The organism is Stenotrophomonas riyadhensis (assembly GCF_040256885.1).
Taxonomy (GTDB): Bacteria; Pseudomonadota; Gammaproteobacteria; order Xanthomonadales; family Xanthomonadaceae; genus Stenotrophomonas; species Stenotrophomonas riyadhensis.
Map to the genome: position 1 here is coordinate 3,164,420 of NZ_CP155568.1, position 15,093 is coordinate 3,179,512.

Below are 15,093 nucleotides of genomic sequence, written 5' to 3' on the forward strand. Positions count from 1 at the left end.
TAATCCGGGCCGCCCTTTTCATTCCAGCAGCGCGATGGCGGGACGGCCCGCCACCGCGACAGCGCATTACCAGTTCATGTTCAGCGAGACACCCACGGTGCGCGGCTCGTTGTAGACCGCGGCCATGTAGTTCTCGATCACACCCTTGAGGTTCTTCTCGTTGGTGATGTTGCGCGCGAACAGCGCCACTTCGTAGGCACCGTAGTTGCCCGAGTAGCCGATCTTCAGGCCACCCTCGAAGTCACCCTTGGAATTGAACTCCTTGCTGTCGTACAGCACGAAGCTGGTGTAGCCCTGCTTGTTCCAGTCGGTGGAGACGAACATGGTGCCGGCATCGCTGACCGGGAAGTCATAGCGGGCGGCCAGGTTGACGTTGTACTTCGGCGCGTTCGGCAGCGGGTTGCCGTCGATCTGGGCGAAGGTGTTGGCACCGACCTTGATGGTCGGGTCATTCACCGTGCACACCACCTGGCCGTTGAGGCCGCAGACCTGCGCATACACGCGCTTGTCCTTGATCTCGCTGTGCAGCAGGCTCAGGCCGGCGCTCAGGGTCAGGTTCGGGATCGGGCGCAGCTCCATGTCGGCTTCGAAACCGTAGGCCTTGGCCTTGTCGGCGTTGAACAGCACGCCGTTGCCGTCCGAATCGTTGCCGTTGAGCTGGATGTCGTTGACGGTGTAGGTGAACGCGGTGGCGTTCAGGCGCAGGCGGTTGTCCCACAGGCTGCTCTTCACGCCCGCTTCCCAGGACAGGATGGTCTCGGAATCGGCGGTGGTGAAATCGGCATTGAACACCGCCGAACGGCCCTGGATGGTCGGGCCGCGGAAGCCGCGTGCGACCTTGGCGTAGACGCTCACGTCCGGCGTGATCTGGTACATCGCGCTCAGATCCCAGCTCGGGGTGGTATCGGACATCTTGACGTCGGTGCGGCCCTTGTAAGTGACCACGCCGGCGGCGGTATCAGCGGTCTTCAGCAGACGGGTGTGCTTCTCGTCCTTGGTCTGGCGCAGGCCGGCGGTGACGGTGAACTTGTCGGTGAAGGCGTAGCTGATCTGGCCGAAACCGGCCCACGAGGTGTTCTTGTTGCGCAGGCGCACCCAGTTGTTCGGGTTGCGTGCCGCGCCCTGCAGGAACCACGCGCGCTGGTAGAAGTCGGTGGTGTCGCTGCCGTTGAAATAGAACGCACCGGCCTGCCACTGCAGGGCGCTGTCGTCATGGCTGGCCAGGCGGAACTCCTGGGTCCACTGGTCCAGGTCGCGGATGCGGCCCATCGACTGGCCGTAGCCGTTCGGCACCCCGTTGACCGGGAAGTTCACCGCAGCGCCGCCGTCGGTGTCGCCGCGGCTGTAGCCGGAGGTGGTTTCGTAGGCGGTGATCGAGGTGAAGTCGATCGCGCCGAAGTCGTAACGTGCCTTCACCGAACCACCGTAGGTCTTGTAGGCCTGCGGGTTGTTGTCGGCTTCGTCGTAGGCGACCTTGTCGCGCGGCACGTCGGTCTTGTTCGAGCCCTTGGTCAGCGCACCGCGCAGGAACAGGGTCGAGGTGCCCTCGTAATCACGGGCGTGGGCCGAGGCCAGGATCGAGAACTGGTCGCTCGGGGTCAGCAGCAGCTGCGCACGCACGTTGCGGTCATCGAAGCCGCCCATGGCGTTCTTCTTCGGGCTGACCGTGCCGTCGGCGCTCGGGCCCTTGTAGGTGTTGTCGACGTAGTCGTCGCGGTGCTGGTACAGGGCCGACACGCGGAACGAGGCGATGTCGTTGATCGGGCCGCCGAAGCCGCCGTCGATCGACACGCTGTTGTAGGTCGCATAGCTGGCGCTGACGCGGCCGGTGTAGTCCTGGGTCGGCTTCAGGGTATCGAACTTGATGATGCCGGCGGTGGTGTTGCGGCCGAACAGCGAGCCCTGCGGGCCGCGCAGCACTTCCACCTGGTCCACGTCATAGACCGGGTTGGACTTCAGCACCACGTGTTCCAGCACCACGTCGTCCTGGATGATCGACACCGGCTGCGAGGCACCCAGGTAGAAATCGATGTTGCCCAGGCCGCGGATGTAGAAGCGCGGGAAGATGCGGCCGGTGGTGGTTTCCGCATACAGGCTCGGCACGCGGCCGGACAGTGCCAGCAGGGTGTCGTCGCCGCCGGCGGTGAAGTCGCGCATGCGCTCGCCCTGCACCACGCCGACCGAGACCGGCACTTCCTGCAGGTTCTGCTCGCGGTGTTCGGCGGTCACGGTGATCGTGTCCAGGCCGGTCGGGGTCGGCGCGCTATCCTGCGCGGCGGCACCGAAGCTGCCGACCAGGGCCAGGCCAGCACAGGCCAGGGCCAGCGGGTGGCGGCGGAAGGAAACGAAGGAAGACGACATACCCGACAGGCGGCGGGAATCGGAATGGGAGGGCATGAAATGCTCTGAGGAGGCGTCCGTGCGGCCTGCGCGAGCCGGGCGGCAAAAAGGAGGACAACTGCGCAAGCCGCCATTATCCCCCAAATTGTTACGATTTCGTTGCGCAGCACCCAAACCCGGCGAAACAAGCGGTTTCGGCACAGTCAGCCAGCACCGCCTGGGGTCAGATCCGTTTCCCAAGGGGAAACGGATCTGACCCCGGATCTCAGGGCAACGGGGTCAGCGCGATATCGACCATCGCCAGCAGTCGCTCGCGGCTGATGCCGTCGCGGGCCTGCACCGAGATGCCGTGCAGCACCGTGGCGAAGTGATCGCCCAGTGCCTGCACCGCCACATCGCCGGCCAGCTGCCCTTCGGACTGCGCCTGCTGCAGGCGCGCGATGATCGCCGCCGTACGCTGGCGACGATGGCTGGCCAACCAGTCCCGGACGCCCTCGCCATCGGGCGAGACGCTGCTGGCCGAAGACACCACCAGGCAACCGTGCGGCCGCCCACGCCGGGTGTAGGTCAACACGGCGTCACGCAGCATGGACCCGATCGCCTCGCGCAGCGTTGCCTGCTCCAGCGCGCGCGGCGCGAAGCCGCCCTCGCCGTCCTCGTACAGCGCAACGGCTTCGCGGAACAACTGCTCCTTGCTGCCGAACGCGGCGTAGATGCGTGCAGAGGCGATGCCCAGTGCCTCGACCAGTGCCGACATCGACGTGCCTTCATAACCGTGCTGCCAGAACAGCAGCATCGCCTTGCGCAACGCCTGGTCCCTGTCGAATTCGCGCGGTCGCCCTGCCATCTGCCTGCCTGCTCCAGTGAGGCGCGCAGTGTAACGCGGGTGTTGACCGCCGCGAGGGTCACGCCTATTCTTTGTTGATCGACAAACAATTGGAGCAACACATGCAGACCCTCAAGGGCCCCAGCCTGCACCTGGCGCAGTTCGCCGGCGACCAGGCCCCGTTCAACTCACTTGCCAGCATTGCCGCGTGGGCCGCCGGCCATGGCTTCAAGGCCCTGCAGATTCCTGCCTGGGATGCACGCCTGTTCGACCTGGCCACCGCTGCCGACAGCCAGGACTACTGCGATGACATCCGCGGCACACTGGCCGAGCACGGCCTGCAGGTCAGCGAACTGACCACCCACATCCTCGGCCAGCTGGTGGCCGTGCATCCGGCCTACGACGAACTCTGCGATGGCTTCGCCCCGGAAGCACTGCGCGGCAATCCGAGGGCGCGCAGCGAATGGGCGCAGCAGCAGCTGCACCTGGCCGCCCGTGCCTCGCGACGGCTCGGCCTGCAGGACATGGGCACCTTCTCCGGCTCGTTCGCTTGGCCGTACCTGTTCCCGTTCCCGCAGCGCCCGCCGGGCCTGATCGACGCGGCGTTCGACGAACTGGCACGACGCTGGCGGCCGATCCTCGATACCTGCGAGGACAACGGCATCAACCTCTGCTATGAGATCCATCCCAGCGAAGACCTGCATGACGGCACCAGCTTCGAGCGCTTCTTCGAACGCGTCGGCCAGCACGAGCGCTGCCGAATCCTGTTCGATCCCAGCCACTTCGTCCTGCAGCAGCTGGACTACCTGGAGTACCTGGACATCTATCACCCGCTGATCCGCATGTTCCACGTCAAGGATGCGGAGTTCCGCCCCAGCGGCCGCCAGGGCATCTATGGCGGCTATGCCGACTGGACCGAACGGGCCGGTCGCTTCCGCTCGCTGGGCGACGGCCAGGTCGATTTCAAGTCGATCTTCTCCAAGCTGGCCCAGTACGACTACCAGGGGTGGGCGACGCTGGAGTGGGAGTGCTGCCTGAAGGACCAGGAAGCCGGTGCACGCGAAGGCGCTGCATTCATCCGCGACCACATCATTCCGGTCACCGACAAGATCTTCGACGACTTCGCCGGTGCACCGATCAGCACCGCGCAGATGCAGCACATGCTCGGCATCGCCTGAGCCCCCACGGAGCACTCCCCCATGACCACTTCCCTTTCCGCTGGCGCTGCCGGCGACGCTTCGCTGCGCCACCACTACCTGCGCATCGATGGCCAGCGCGTGCATTGCGTGTCCGCGGGCCACGGTGAACCCGTGCTGCTGATTCCCGGCTGGCCGCAGACCTGGTACGCCTGGCGCCACGTACTGCACGCCCTGGCCGAGGCCGGCTTCGAAGCGATTGCCGTGGATCCGCCGGGCATCGGCGAATCCGATCGCCCCGCCCACGGCTACGACACCGGCAGCGCCGCCGCCGTCCTGCACCAGACCATGCAGGCGCTGGGCCACGACCGTTATCAGGTGGTCGGGCATGACATCGGCATGTGGATCGCCTATGCGCTGGCCAGCGACCAGCCGCAGGCGGTGCGCCAGCTGGCCGTCACCGAAGCGGTGATTCCCGGCCTGGCCCCGGAACCGGGCATCTTTGCCGCACCGGCCGACAACATCTTCCTCTGGCACTTCATGTTCAACCAGGTGGCCGACCTGCCCGAGGCACTGATCAGTGGCCGCGAGCGCGCCTACCTGGAATTCATGTTCGATCGCTGGTCGTACCGCCGCGATGCGGTGGCCGCCGACACCTACATTGCCGCCTACAGCCGTCCGGGCGCATTGCGCGCAGGTTTCGCCTGGTATCGCGCGATTCCGGAGACGATCCGCCAGAACAAGCAGCGTGCGCAGCGCCGCCTGCCAATGCCGGTACTGGCCATCGGCGCCGAGCACGCCACCGGCGATGCGCCGATGCTGACCCTGCAGCCACATGCCGACGATGTACGCGGCAGCATCGTGCCGGGCTGCGGCCACTTCATCATGGAAGAAGCACCGCAGGCGTTCCTGGCGCAGTTGCTGCCCTTCCTGCTGGAGGCACGCCATGCTGCTTGAACCGGCGCTGCAGGAGTTCGTCGACGCCGTCGCCGCCCATGCGCTGCCGGAAGACCTGCGCGAACTGCGGGTGATCAGCGAGAGCGCGCTGCCACAGTTGCAGGGAGCACCACAGGCCGTCGCACACGTGATCGAGCACACGGTAATCGCGCGCGACGGGCATGCGTTGGAGCTGCGTTTCTACACGCCGGAAGGGCTGCCCGATGGACCGGTACCGGCTCTGCTGTTCGCCCACGGTGGCGGCTGGTTCCAGTGCTCGCTGGCGGTCTATGACGGACCCTGCCGGGCATTGGCCAATGCCAGCGGCTGCGTGATCGCCGCGGTCGGCTACCGGCTGGCGCCGGAGCACCCGTTCCCGGTTCCACTACATGACGTCGCCGACGCTTGGCGGTGGTTGCAGGCCAATGCGGATCGCCTCGGCCTGGACCCACAGCGCCTGGCAATCGGTGGCGACAGCGCCGGTGGCAATCTCGCCGCCGCCTGCTGCCTGCTGCTGCGCGAACGGGGCCTGCCGCAACCGTGCCACCAGCTGCTGCTGTACCCGGCGCTGGATGCTGGCATGGGCAGCGATTCCTATCGGGACTACGCCACGGGCTATTACCTCAGCGCTAAACTGATGCAGCGCTGCTGGCAGGCCTATCTGGGTGGTCTGGCCCAACCGTCGGCGCTGGCCTCGCCCGCCCACGCAACCGACCTGCAGGGGCTGGCACCAGCCACCATCCTCAGCTGCGAGCACGACCCGCTGCGCGACGAGGCCGAGCAGTACGCAGGGCGGCTGCAGGCGGCAGGTATCGACTGCACGCTGGAACGCCTGCCCGGGATGATCCACGCCTGCATCCACCTGCGCACGGTCAGTGCCAGCACTGACGTAGCGGTTCAGCGCGCGGGCGCCTTGCTGCGCCGGGCCCTACACTGAACCGGATTAGGACGGTGGCAGGCCTTGTGCCGCCGCCGTCCCGGCCCGGCGCTTGGCAAGCCCGGCAGGCAGCGCTACACTGAAACCCTGCCGTGGGGCCATAGCTCAGCTGGGAGAGCGCGTCGTTCGCAATGACGAGGTCAGGAGTTCGATCCTCCTTGGCTCCACCACCATTCAGAAGAACCCGTAGATCTCCGTGATCTGCGGGTTTTTTCTTTTCAGCGCCCACGGTTCAGGCCGGATCCAGGCCCCCGTCCTTGCGCTGCGGGCTGCGCGAATGCGCATCACGCACCTGTTCATCACGCTGCGCTGGCCTGCGCTTCGCCACGTCATCCTGCTTCCGGTCCTGACGGCTTTCCTGCACACCCTGCTTCGGGTCGCTCTGATCGTTGTCGCGCTCACTCATCGCTCGCTCCTGCACTGGCACATGCCAGCCCTGGCTCCACGCTAGAGGCTGCCGGGTAATCCGCAGGTCAGCCCGGCGCGAACGCTGCGTGCAGCCGGCCCTCCTCAGCCTCCCGCGCAGCTGCGCACAGGGAACATGCGGCCGCACGCGCTGCACGGTGCTTCTCCAAAGGCTAATCCCAGCAGCCGCACGGCCTGGTGATCACCGTCGCGCAGGGCCTGCTGCAGCAACCACTGCTCTACTGCGTTCAGCGGCGATCCTGCCTGCAACGGAGTGCGGATCGTGGGCGCCCCATGCACCGGATCCTCATGGCAGAGATAGGGCGCTTCTTCGTCGAACTCGGCATACAGGTCAGCACCACAGCGATCGCACTCGCCTACCAATTCGCCTTCTTCCAACCGGTCCAGATGCAGGGACCACACCTTTTCCCCCTTCAGCCCGAGCCAGGCCTGGCGCAACGCGCGCCGTGCGAAGAGCTGTGCATCCGCGTCGATCACTGGCAGAGTCAGCCGGGCCTCCACCACGTCGATCAATGCCCCGATCGTCGACGAATGCGGGTGCAATCCCGGATCCTCCGGCACCGAACCGGCCACGATGGCTCCGGCCAGCAACAGGGCGTCATCCGCATCCAAACGAGCGTCCTGCAGGGCGATGCCCAGCAACACAGGCAGCGCCGCATGACTCGCTGGGTACACCGTGCCCTGGTGGCACAGATGTGACCACAGCTCCCCCCAGTCCTCCTGGTGTTCCGCGTTCTGCAGGGCGACCATCAGCTCGCCGGCATCACCAGCACTGCCATACGCCGCCTGCAGTGAAGGCCAGTCGATGTTGCTCGCATCGGCGGCGTGGAGCTGTTGCATGTACGATCCTGATGGCGAACGAGGTGCAGAGCATGACCGACATCGATGTGGCAACCAATGCATACGGGTTGCCGCGGGCATGCGGCACGTCCAGTTTCCAATGCATTATGCCTTCCGGGTACGCCATGCCCTTGTCTCCCCTGCACGCGGCGCACGCCGTACCGATGATCCTCAACCCTGCCGATGGCGGCATCCAGCTCGGCAACCTGCCGACGCTGATCGGCCCCACCTTGTCTCGGGATGAAGCGCGTGTCGCCTTTGCCGCGCTGGTGCGTGACGAGCGCGATGTCGGCACCGGCTATCACTGGCTCAGCCTGCACCGGCTCAGCCTGGGTGGTGCGCCCGCTGGCATCAGCCTGTGCTTCCACGGGCAACAGCTCGACATCTTGGCGATGGGCGCCGATCTACCCGGTGCAACACTGGAAGACGGCTGGCCAACCCAGGCAACCATCGATGCCGAAGTCGCCTTCATGCGCCGCACCTTGGCCACGGCATTGGGGCGAAAACTGGCCGGCGGCTGCGCCCGGTTCGACTGGGGCGAAGCCTGGGCCCGTTTCGATCCGAAAGGCTTCATGGCCTGCAGCGGTATTCGCTACTCACCACGCACGTGACCGCGCTCAGGTACGGGTGATCGACACCCCACCCTCCACGCGCATCGCGCTGCCGGTAACGAAACTGCTTTCATCGCTGGCCAGGAACAACGCGGCATTGGCGATCTCTTCCGGCTCGGCGAGGCGCTTGAGTGCGTGCAGCGAGCGCACGAAGTCGCGGGCATCGCCGGTCGGTGCGGCCTGCCGGCCCATTTCGGTATCGGTGCCACCGGGCAGCAGTACGTTGCTGCGCACGCCGCGCGCACCGTATTCGGCAGCGATCACCTGACTCAGGCCGATCAGCCCGGCCTTGCTCGACGCATAGGCTGCCATGCCCGGGAATCCCACGGTGTGGCCGACGAAGGTCCCGACGAACACCAGCGAGCCGCCGCCACGCGCAATCAGTGCCGGCAACTGTGCGCGTGCGGCATGGAAAGCGGCATCCAGATTGGTGGCCATCACCTCGCGCCAGGCGTCCAGCGGGAACTCCGCGGCCGGTACACCGGGGCCGAGCATGCCGGCATTGTTGAGCGCGACATCCAGGCCGCCGAAGGACTGCTGGGCCAGATCGACCAGCGCCTGCGCCGTGCCTGGGTCGGCCACGTCGGCAGCATGCACCACCACTTCCCCACCGGCGGCGCGGATCTGTTCGGCCAGCGCCTGCAGCGGTTCCAGCCGCCGTGCATTGAGCACCAGCTTTGCCCCTTCGGCGGCGAAGCGCAGCGCGCTGGCGCGGCCGATGCCGGCGCTGGCTCCGGTGATGAGGGCGATCTTGTTGTTCAGGCGCATGATCGTGGTACCGGTGGTGAAGTGGCCGCCACGATGCCGTGCCTTCGGCCCGCCAACACTCCGTTTCCGGACCTTGCTGACGGGTGCAGGAAACGGAGTTTCCGCAGCACCGGCACGTGCCAGAATCCGGCCATGGACAGTACCGCCACCACCGCCCTCAATGACCGCATCGAACGGGTCTGCCGGCACCTGCAGGCCAGCCTCGACGAACCCTCGCTGCAGGAACTGGCCGATATCGCTGGCTGCAGCCCGACGCGCCTGCATCGCCTGTTCAAGCAGTCCACCGGGCTGACCCCCAAGCAGTACGCCGCCGCGCTGCGCGCTGACCGCCTGCGCACCGGGCTGGAACAACAGGAACGCATCACCGACGCCTTCCACGATGCTGGCTTCGGTTCCAGTGGACGCTTCTACGAGAACGCACCGAAGTTGCTGGGCATGACGCCCAAGCAATGGCGCGCAGGGGGGCGCGGCGAAGTCATCCACTTCGCGCTTGCCGAAAGTTCCCTTGGCAGCGTGCTGGTGGCCAGCAGCGGGACCGGCGTGGTCGCGATCCTGCTCGGCGACGATCCGGAGACACTGCTGCAGTCGCTGCAGCAACGCTTCCGCCAGGCCGAACTGGTCGGCGCCGACCAGGGCTACGAGCAACTGGTGGCACAGGTGGTGGGCCTGGTCGAGGATCCTTCGCGAGGCGCCACGCTGCCGCTGGATATCCGTGGCACCGCGTTCCAGCAACGGGTGTGGCAGGCGCTGCAGCAGGTCCCACGTGGGCAGACCGCCTCGTATGCGGATATCGCCGCGCGCATCGGCGCGCCGCGCTCGAGCCGTGCCGTCGCACGCGCATGCGCAAGCAATCCGTTGGCGGTGGCCGTACCCTGCCACCGCGTGGTGCGCCGCGACGGCGACCTGTCCGGCTATGCCTGGGGCGTAGCGCGCAAGCGCGAACTGCTGCGCCGCGAGAAGGCCTCGACTGCCTGACGTGGGTGCCGACCTTGGTCGGCACGCCCAGCTTCCGGTAGGTGCCGACCTTGGTCGGCACGCCACCAAGCTCTCAATCCAGCTTCACCACCAGCTTGCCGAAGTTGTGCCCCTTCAGCAGCCCGAAGAACGCCTCCGGCGCATTCTCCAGCCCTTCCACCACATCCTCGCGGTACTGGACGCGGCCTTCGCGCAGCCATTGCGGCATCTCGCGTTCGAAGTCCGGCCACAGGTGGTTGAAGTCGTGCACGATGAAACCACGCACGGTCAGGCGCTGGCGCAGGATCTGGCTGAACAATGCCGGCAGGCGATCAGGGCCGGGCTGCTCGACGCCGCGCTCGTTGTAGGTGGCGATGGTGCCGCAGACCGGAATGCGGGCGAAGTCATTGAGCAGCGGCAGCACCGCATCCAGCACATGGCCGCCGACATTCTCGAAGTACACATCGATGCCCGCAGGCACCGCTGCGCGCAGCTGCGCGGCGAAATCAGCGGCGCGATGATCCAGCGCCACGTCCACCCCCAGCGTCTGCAGATAGGCGCGCTTGGCTTCGCCACCGGCGATGGCGACCACGCGCGCGCCCTGCAGCTTGGCCAGCTGCGCCACAGTCGCGCCGACCGGCCCGGTCGCGGCGGCCACCACCAGCGTCTCGCCTGGCTTCAGGCGGGCGATTTCATGCAGGCTGGAATAGGCGGTGAAACCGGGCATGCCATACACGCCCAGCGCCGTACTCAACGGCAGGCCGGCCGGATCCAGCCGACGCCCCAGCGCCTTGGCCGGCAGTACCACATGGGTCTGCCAACCGCCCGGCGCCAGCAGCAGATCTCCCACCGCCACACCTTCGGCGTTGGATCGCAGCACTTCGGCCACGGTCTGGCCCTCCATCACCGCGCCCACCGCCACCGGCGCGGCGTACGACGGGCCCTCGTCCATGCGTCCACGCATGTACGGGTCCAGCGACAGGTAGCGGTTGCGCAGCAGCACTTCGCCATCCGCCAATGCCGGCAGCGCAGCCTGTTCCAGGCGGAAGTTGGCCGCACTCGGCGCTCCCTGCGGACGCGACGCAAGCACGATGCGGGAGGTGGTCGAGGGATCGGACATGGCCAGGTCTCTGCTGTTGCCAGCATCAGGAAAGGACTGCCGACACTACGCCGCGACGACCCCCGATGGCGGCCACGAAAACAGCGTTCCATTGCCCGGACCCGCGCAGGTCCGGCGCAGCCCCTGCCCTTGCAGCATTCGCGCCTGCGGCGACCCGCTGATTTCCACGGCAGACGATGATCGATTGGCCACGCCCGCTCCACAACGGAGGATCAAGCACTTGCGAGCGCGCAGACGGCAATGTGAAGAAATCTTGGCGAAACGCTTGCCGAAGACTGCCGACCTCCGTAATATACGCCTCCTTGGCAGCGACCTCGCTGCTACGAAACATGTGGCCGAGTAGCTCAGTTGGTAGAGCAGGGGATTGAAAATCCCCGTGTCGGCGGTTCGATTCCGTCTTCGGCCACCACTTTCGAAGGCCTGCAGAAATGCGGGTCTTTTTTTTCCGGAAACCGGGTTTGATCACGGTTGCCACACAATTTGGCCGAGTAGCTCAGTTGGTAGAGCAGGGGATTGAAAATCCCCGTGTCGGCGGTTCGATTCCGTCTTCGGCCACCATCTTCAGAGACCTGCAGAAATGCAGGTCTTTTTTTGTTCGCGATACCCCCTCAACGCCTGACCTTCTTCCATGACAGGCGGCTACCTGTCGATTGACGAAACATTTACACCGGCCCGTGCCGTGGCACCTACGCTCCAGACTCCTGCCTGGAGCCTGCCGATGCCTCTGCGCCCCGCCCTGCTCGCCTGCCTGCTGCTGGCCGTCTTTCCGGTGATCGCCGCCGAACCGGTGCGTGCAGTCGACACGCTGGACATCGACCGCTATGCAGGCCAGTGGCACGAGATCGCGCACCTGCCGGTGTCGTTCCAGAAGCAGTGTGTCGGCGAGATCACCGCCAACTACGGGCTGCGCCGCGATGGCCGCATCAGTGTCACCAATGCCTGCCGCAACGGCGATGGCGAACGCGTGGTTGCTGAAGGCGTGGCGCGCCCGGTTGCCGGCCATCCCGGCCAGTTGCAGGTGCGCTTCGTGCCGGACTGGCTGAGCTGGGTGCCACTGGTCTGGGCCGACTACTGGGTTCTGGCACTGGACCCGGACTACCAATGGGCGCTGGTCGGTGAACCGGACCGCAAGTACCTGTGGATTCTCTCGCGCCTGCCGGAAATGGATCGCGCCCGGTTCGAACAGCTGAAAGAAAAAGCCGAAGCCATGGGCTACGACCTCGGACCACTGCGCCTGATGGCTCCGTTGCGCGATACGGCCACCGATTGAACCGCGCCGCAATCCGGCGCACCACGCGCGCTCGATCCGGCGCCGCGCACGCCCGTCCGCCATCTTCACGCGCTACCCTCTGCGACGGGTCGCCACAGGCGCTCCAAACAACCATACGCCGTAGTATGCTTATCCAACGCACCCCTCCAGAGGACCTGCGCCCATGCTCCACCGCTTCCGTATCGCCTTGATCGTCCTGTGCACCCTCGCCCTTGTTGCCTGCAACAACGGCATCGTCAAGCGTGTTTCGGAACCGGCGGCCAGCCTGCAGCAGCTGACCGTGCGCGCCGACGGCAACTGGACCGTGGCCCTGCGCCTGCAGAACTACAGTTCCATGCCGATGACCTTCGATGATGTCGCACTGGCGCTGACTGTCGGCGACAGCGACGCCGGCACCCTGATGGCCAAGCCCGGCATCTCCATCGGCGGCACCTCCGCCGACGTCATCAATGTCGACCTCGTGCCCAGCTCGGCCGCACGCCTGGTGGTGGCCGACGCGCTGGCCGGCAACCGCACCCTGGCCTATGGCCTGAAGGGAACGGTGGCGGCCACGCCGCAGGAAAAGAAGCAGCGCAGCTTCGACATCAGCAGCCGCAGCACCCTCAACCAGGCCCCCGGCCTGCCCGGCGTACTGCGCTGAACCCGCCTTTCGTCGCGGCGCCCCGCGCCGCTCTCCCCTGCCCTGATCAAATCGAGACGTACCGATGAGCAGCTACACCGCCCCGCTTTCCGACCTCCGTTTCGCCCTGCACGACGTGCTCAAGGTCGAACCCCTGTTCGCCCGCCTGGGCTTCACCGACGCCACCGCCGACGTGGTCGATGCCGTGCTGGAAGAAGCCGGCCGCTTCAGCGCCACCGTGCTGGCCCCGCTCAACAGCGTCGGCGACGAGATCGGCTGCGTGCTCGACCAGGCCACCGGCGAAGTGACCACCCCGCCCGGCTTCAAGCAGGCCTACGACCAGTTCGTCGATGGCGGCTGGACCGGCCTGACCGCCTCGCCGGAGCTGGGCGGCCAGGGACTGCCGCACACCCTGGGCGTGCCGCTCAACGAAATGATCAATGCCGCCAACCTGGCGTGGGGCAACTTCCCGCTGCTCTCGCACGGCGCCATCGAAGCGCTGAAGCAGCACGGCGAAGCCTGGCAGCACGAGGCCTTCCTGAAGCCGCTGATCGAGGGCCGCTGGACCGGCACCATGTGCCTGACCGAACCGCACTGCGGCACCGACCTGGGCCTGCTCAAGACCAAGGCCGAGCCGAATGCCGATGGCAGCTATTCGATCACCGGCACCAAGATCTTCATCACCGCCGGCGAGCATGACCTGACCGGCAACATCGTGCACCTGGTGCTGGCCAAACTGCCCGACGCTCCTCCGGGTGCCAAGGGCATCTCGCTGTTCGTCACCCCGAAGTTCAAGGTCGACCGCGAAGGCAACGTCGGCGAGCGCAACGCACTGCGCTGCGGCTCGATCGAGCACAAGATGGGCATCAAGGGGTCGGTTACCTGCGTGATGAACTTCGATGGTGCGCAGGGCTACCTGGTCGGCCAGCCGCACAAGGGCCTGCAGGCCATGTTCACCATGATGAACACCGCGCGCCTGGGCGTCGGCCTGCAGGGCATCGGCCTGTCCGAGCGCGCCTACCAGAACGCACTGAAGTACAGCCGTGAGCGCCTGCAGTCGCGCGCCCTGAGCGGCGCCAAGTTCCCGGACAAGCCGGCCGACCCGATCCTGGTCCATCCGGATGTGCGCCGCATGCTGCTGACGGTGAAGTCACTGGTCGAGGGCAGCCGCCTGCTGGCCCTGCACGCCGCCACCCTGATCGACGTCGCCCACCACGCCGAGGATGCCGCCGAGCGCGAGCGCGCCGACACCCTGGTGAGCTTCCTGACCCCGATCTCCAAGGCCTGCCAGACCGAATGGGGCATCGAGAACACCTACAACGCCCTGCAGTGCTTCGGTGGCCACGGCTACATCCGCGAACACGGCATGGAGCAGCTGGCCCGCGATGCCCGCATCACCACGCTGTATGAAGGCACCACCGGCATCCAGGCGCTGGACCTGATCGGCCGCAAGACCGCGTCCAGCCAGGGCGCCGGCCTGAAGCTGATGCTGGCCGAGATCGAGGCGTTCGCCAAGGCCAACGAGGGCAACGAAGCGCTGGCCGAGTTCATCGGCCCGCTGCGCGCCAAGGCCGCCGAATGGGGCAAGCTGACCCTGGACGTGCTGCAGCGCGCGGCCGCCAACCCGGACGAACTGGGCGCAGCCAGCTACGACTACCTGTTCTATTCGGGCTACGTGGTGCTGGCTTACTGGTGGGCCCGCAGCGTGGCGGCCGCCGATGCCAGCGCGCACGGCGCCGCTTTCGCCCAGGGCAAGCGCGAGACCGCACGGTTCTACTTCACCCGCGTGCTGCCGCGCACCCTCAGCCACGCCGCCGCGATCCAGGCCGGCGCCGCCCCGCTGATGGCAATGGACGACGAGCGCTTCGGCGCCTGAGCCGGGCTGCGCCCGGCACCCGCGGTAGTGCCGGCCGCTGGCCGGCCACCGCAACAGCAACATCAGCGGCAAGAGCTGGCTTCCTGCGGGGTGGCGAGGTGGGTCCAATTGCGGGGGACGCTGCAAGTACGTCCATGTAAGCTCGGTCGCCGCATCCATGCGGCTCACGCCCCCGCAACCGGACCCACCCCGCCTTCGACAGATTTCTGCTGCTGGTAGGTGTCGACCTTGGTCGACACGGCAGATCCACGCCATGCGTGGATGCGGGGTCAGAGCCCTTTCCTGCGGAAAGGGATCCGACCCCAGCCTGACAGCCCGCCCCACAATCCATCTGGAGAAGAGCCCCCCTTTGTTAAGGGGGGCGCGCCGACAGGCGCTGGGAATAGGTGGAATGCGTGGACCTGAATGTTGACGATTTGCGTATCGCCAACCGG

14 protein-coding genes and 3 tRNA genes are annotated in these 15,093 nt (G+C 66.6%); 11 read left to right on the plus strand and 6 right to left on the minus strand.

Annotated features, from left to right (window positions below):
- Nucleotides 1-66 precede the first annotated feature (66 nt).
- Nucleotides 67-2,397: a TonB-dependent receptor gene (locus tag SriyCCGPB3_RS14775; RefSeq protein ID WP_014037894.1), complete on the minus strand. Its 2,331-nt coding sequence runs from the start codon at nucleotides 2,395-2,397 to the stop codon at nucleotides 67-69.
- Nucleotides 2,398-2,605: 208 nt separating this feature from the next.
- A complete protein-coding gene (locus tag SriyCCGPB3_RS14780) occupies nucleotides 2,606-3,187 on the minus strand; it encodes a TetR/AcrR family transcriptional regulator (RefSeq protein ID WP_110712947.1) in 582 nt (193 codons plus the stop codon).
- Nucleotides 3,188-3,288: 101 nt separating this feature from the next.
- On the opposite strand from SriyCCGPB3_RS14780, the gene SriyCCGPB3_RS14785 reads away from it, so the two are divergent.
- The 4 genes from SriyCCGPB3_RS14785 (at nucleotide 3,289) to SriyCCGPB3_RS14800 (ending at nucleotide 6,345) form a co-directional block, all read left to right on the plus strand.
- Nucleotides 3,289-4,344: a sugar phosphate isomerase/epimerase family protein gene (locus SriyCCGPB3_RS14785; RefSeq protein WP_350259466.1), complete on the plus strand. Its 1,056-nt coding sequence runs from the start codon at nucleotides 3,289-3,291 to the stop codon at nucleotides 4,342-4,344.
- Nucleotides 4,345-4,365: 21 nt separating this feature from the next.
- Complete coding sequence (locus tag SriyCCGPB3_RS14790; RefSeq protein WP_110712949.1) at nucleotides 4,366-5,259, plus strand: alpha/beta fold hydrolase; 894 nt, start codon at nucleotides 4,366-4,368, stop codon at nucleotides 5,257-5,259.
- Complete coding sequence (locus tag SriyCCGPB3_RS14795) at nucleotides 5,249-6,175, plus strand: alpha/beta hydrolase (protein WP_110712950.1); 927 nt, start codon at nucleotides 5,249-5,251, stop codon at nucleotides 6,173-6,175. The genes SriyCCGPB3_RS14790 and SriyCCGPB3_RS14795 overlap by 11 nt, the downstream gene beginning before the upstream one ends.
- A gap of 94 nt (nucleotides 6,176-6,269) precedes the next feature.
- Nucleotides 6,270-6,345 (plus strand) — tRNA-Ala (locus SriyCCGPB3_RS14800).
- 62 nt (nucleotides 6,346-6,407) lie between these two features.
- On the opposite strand, the gene SriyCCGPB3_RS14805 is transcribed toward SriyCCGPB3_RS14800, so the two are convergent.
- Both SriyCCGPB3_RS14805 and SriyCCGPB3_RS14810 read right to left on the minus strand, forming a co-directional pair.
- Nucleotides 6,408-6,581: a hypothetical protein gene (locus SriyCCGPB3_RS14805; protein WP_180846240.1), complete on the minus strand. Its 174-nt coding sequence runs from the start codon at nucleotides 6,579-6,581 to the stop codon at nucleotides 6,408-6,410.
- 104 nt (nucleotides 6,582-6,685) lie between these two features.
- Nucleotides 6,686-7,441, minus strand: coding sequence for a hypothetical protein (locus SriyCCGPB3_RS14810; RefSeq protein ID WP_153855915.1), 756 nt, complete (start codon nucleotides 7,439-7,441; stop codon nucleotides 6,686-6,688).
- 125 nt (nucleotides 7,442-7,566) lie between these two features.
- On the opposite strand from SriyCCGPB3_RS14810, the gene SriyCCGPB3_RS14815 reads away from it, so the two are divergent.
- Nucleotides 7,567-8,052 carry a hypothetical protein gene (locus tag SriyCCGPB3_RS14815; RefSeq protein ID WP_153856125.1) on the plus strand — a complete coding sequence of 162 codons (486 nt, stop codon included), beginning with the start codon at nucleotides 7,567-7,569 and terminating at the stop codon, nucleotides 8,050-8,052.
- Between the two features lie 6 nt (nucleotides 8,053-8,058).
- Here the strand turns inward: SriyCCGPB3_RS14815 and SriyCCGPB3_RS14820 are convergent, their stop codons facing one another.
- The gene (locus SriyCCGPB3_RS14820; RefSeq protein ID WP_153855914.1) at nucleotides 8,059-8,820 is read right to left on the minus strand and encodes an SDR family oxidoreductase; all 762 of its coding nucleotides are present in this window, start codon (nucleotides 8,818-8,820) and stop codon (nucleotides 8,059-8,061) included.
- A gap of 132 nt (nucleotides 8,821-8,952) precedes the next feature.
- Between SriyCCGPB3_RS14820 and SriyCCGPB3_RS14825 the strand changes: the two genes are divergently transcribed.
- Nucleotides 8,953-9,795, plus strand: a complete 843-nt coding sequence (locus SriyCCGPB3_RS14825) for a bifunctional transcriptional activator/DNA repair enzyme AdaA (RefSeq protein ID WP_153855913.1) — start codon at nucleotides 8,953-8,955, stop codon at nucleotides 9,793-9,795.
- A gap of 73 nt (nucleotides 9,796-9,868) precedes the next feature.
- Here SriyCCGPB3_RS14825 and SriyCCGPB3_RS14830 read toward each other — a convergent pair whose 3' ends face one another.
- The gene (locus SriyCCGPB3_RS14830; protein ID WP_153855912.1) at nucleotides 9,869-10,894 is read right to left on the minus strand and encodes an NADP-dependent oxidoreductase; all 1,026 of its coding nucleotides are present in this window, start codon (nucleotides 10,892-10,894) and stop codon (nucleotides 9,869-9,871) included.
- Nucleotides 10,895-11,227: 333 nt separating this feature from the next.
- Here SriyCCGPB3_RS14830 and SriyCCGPB3_RS14835 point away from each other — a divergent pair.
- The 5 genes from SriyCCGPB3_RS14835 (at nucleotide 11,228) to SriyCCGPB3_RS14855 (ending at nucleotide 14,659) form a co-directional block, all read left to right on the plus strand.
- Nucleotides 11,228-11,303: transfer RNA gene (locus tag SriyCCGPB3_RS14835), tRNA-Phe, on the plus strand.
- 73 nt (nucleotides 11,304-11,376) lie between these two features.
- Nucleotides 11,377-11,452, plus strand: a tRNA-Phe gene (locus SriyCCGPB3_RS14840).
- 160 nt (nucleotides 11,453-11,612) lie between these two features.
- Entirely contained in the window at nucleotides 11,613-12,164 is a 552-nt protein-coding gene (locus tag SriyCCGPB3_RS14845) for a lipocalin family protein (protein ID WP_153855911.1), read from the plus strand.
- Nucleotides 12,165-12,327: 163 nt separating this feature from the next.
- On the plus strand, nucleotides 12,328-12,804 hold the full coding sequence (locus SriyCCGPB3_RS14850) for an LEA type 2 family protein (protein ID WP_110712962.1): 477 nt from the start codon (nucleotides 12,328-12,330) through the stop codon (nucleotides 12,802-12,804).
- A gap of 64 nt (nucleotides 12,805-12,868) precedes the next feature.
- The gene (locus tag SriyCCGPB3_RS14855; RefSeq protein WP_153855910.1) at nucleotides 12,869-14,659 is read left to right on the plus strand and encodes an acyl-CoA dehydrogenase C-terminal domain-containing protein; all 1,791 of its coding nucleotides are present in this window, start codon (nucleotides 12,869-12,871) and stop codon (nucleotides 14,657-14,659) included.
- The last annotated feature ends 434 nt before the right edge of the window (nucleotides 14,660-15,093 follow it).

Coding starts and splice junctions, on each gene's coding strand:
- SriyCCGPB3_RS14855 (WP_153855910.1), top strand. CDS start 12,869: ATGAGCAGCTACACCGCCCCGCTTTCCGACCTCCGTTTCGCCCTGCAC.
- SriyCCGPB3_RS14815 (WP_153856125.1), top strand. CDS start 7,567: ATGCCCTTGTCTCCCCTGCACGCGGCGCACGCCGTACCGATGATCCTC.
- SriyCCGPB3_RS14850 (WP_110712962.1), top strand. CDS start 12,328: ATGCTCCACCGCTTCCGTATCGCCTTGATCGTCCTGTGCACCCTCGCC.
- SriyCCGPB3_RS14820 (WP_153855914.1), bottom strand. CDS start 8,820: ATGCGCCTGAACAACAAGATCGCCCTCATCACCGGAGCCAGCGCCGGC.
- SriyCCGPB3_RS14775 (WP_014037894.1), bottom strand. CDS start 2,397: ATGCCCTCCCATTCCGATTCCCGCCGCCTGTCGGGTATGTCGTCTTCC.
- SriyCCGPB3_RS14830 (WP_153855912.1), bottom strand. CDS start 10,894: ATGTCCGATCCCTCGACCACCTCCCGCATCGTGCTTGCGTCGCGTCCG.
- SriyCCGPB3_RS14810 (WP_153855915.1), bottom strand. CDS start 7,441: ATGCAACAGCTCCACGCCGCCGATGCGAGCAACATCGACTGGCCTTCA.
- SriyCCGPB3_RS14845 (WP_153855911.1), top strand. CDS start 11,613: ATGCCTCTGCGCCCCGCCCTGCTCGCCTGCCTGCTGCTGGCCGTCTTT.
- SriyCCGPB3_RS14785 (WP_350259466.1), top strand. CDS start 3,289: ATGCAGACCCTCAAGGGCCCCAGCCTGCACCTGGCGCAGTTCGCCGGC.
- SriyCCGPB3_RS14805 (WP_180846240.1), bottom strand. CDS start 6,581: ATGAGTGAGCGCGACAACGATCAGAGCGACCCGAAGCAGGGTGTGCAG.
- SriyCCGPB3_RS14790 (WP_110712949.1), top strand. CDS start 4,366: ATGACCACTTCCCTTTCCGCTGGCGCTGCCGGCGACGCTTCGCTGCGC.
- SriyCCGPB3_RS14795 (WP_110712950.1), top strand. CDS start 5,249: ATGCTGCTTGAACCGGCGCTGCAGGAGTTCGTCGACGCCGTCGCCGCC.
- SriyCCGPB3_RS14825 (WP_153855913.1), top strand. CDS start 8,953: ATGGACAGTACCGCCACCACCGCCCTCAATGACCGCATCGAACGGGTC.
- SriyCCGPB3_RS14780 (WP_110712947.1), bottom strand. CDS start 3,187: ATGGCAGGGCGACCGCGCGAATTCGACAGGGACCAGGCGTTGCGCAAG.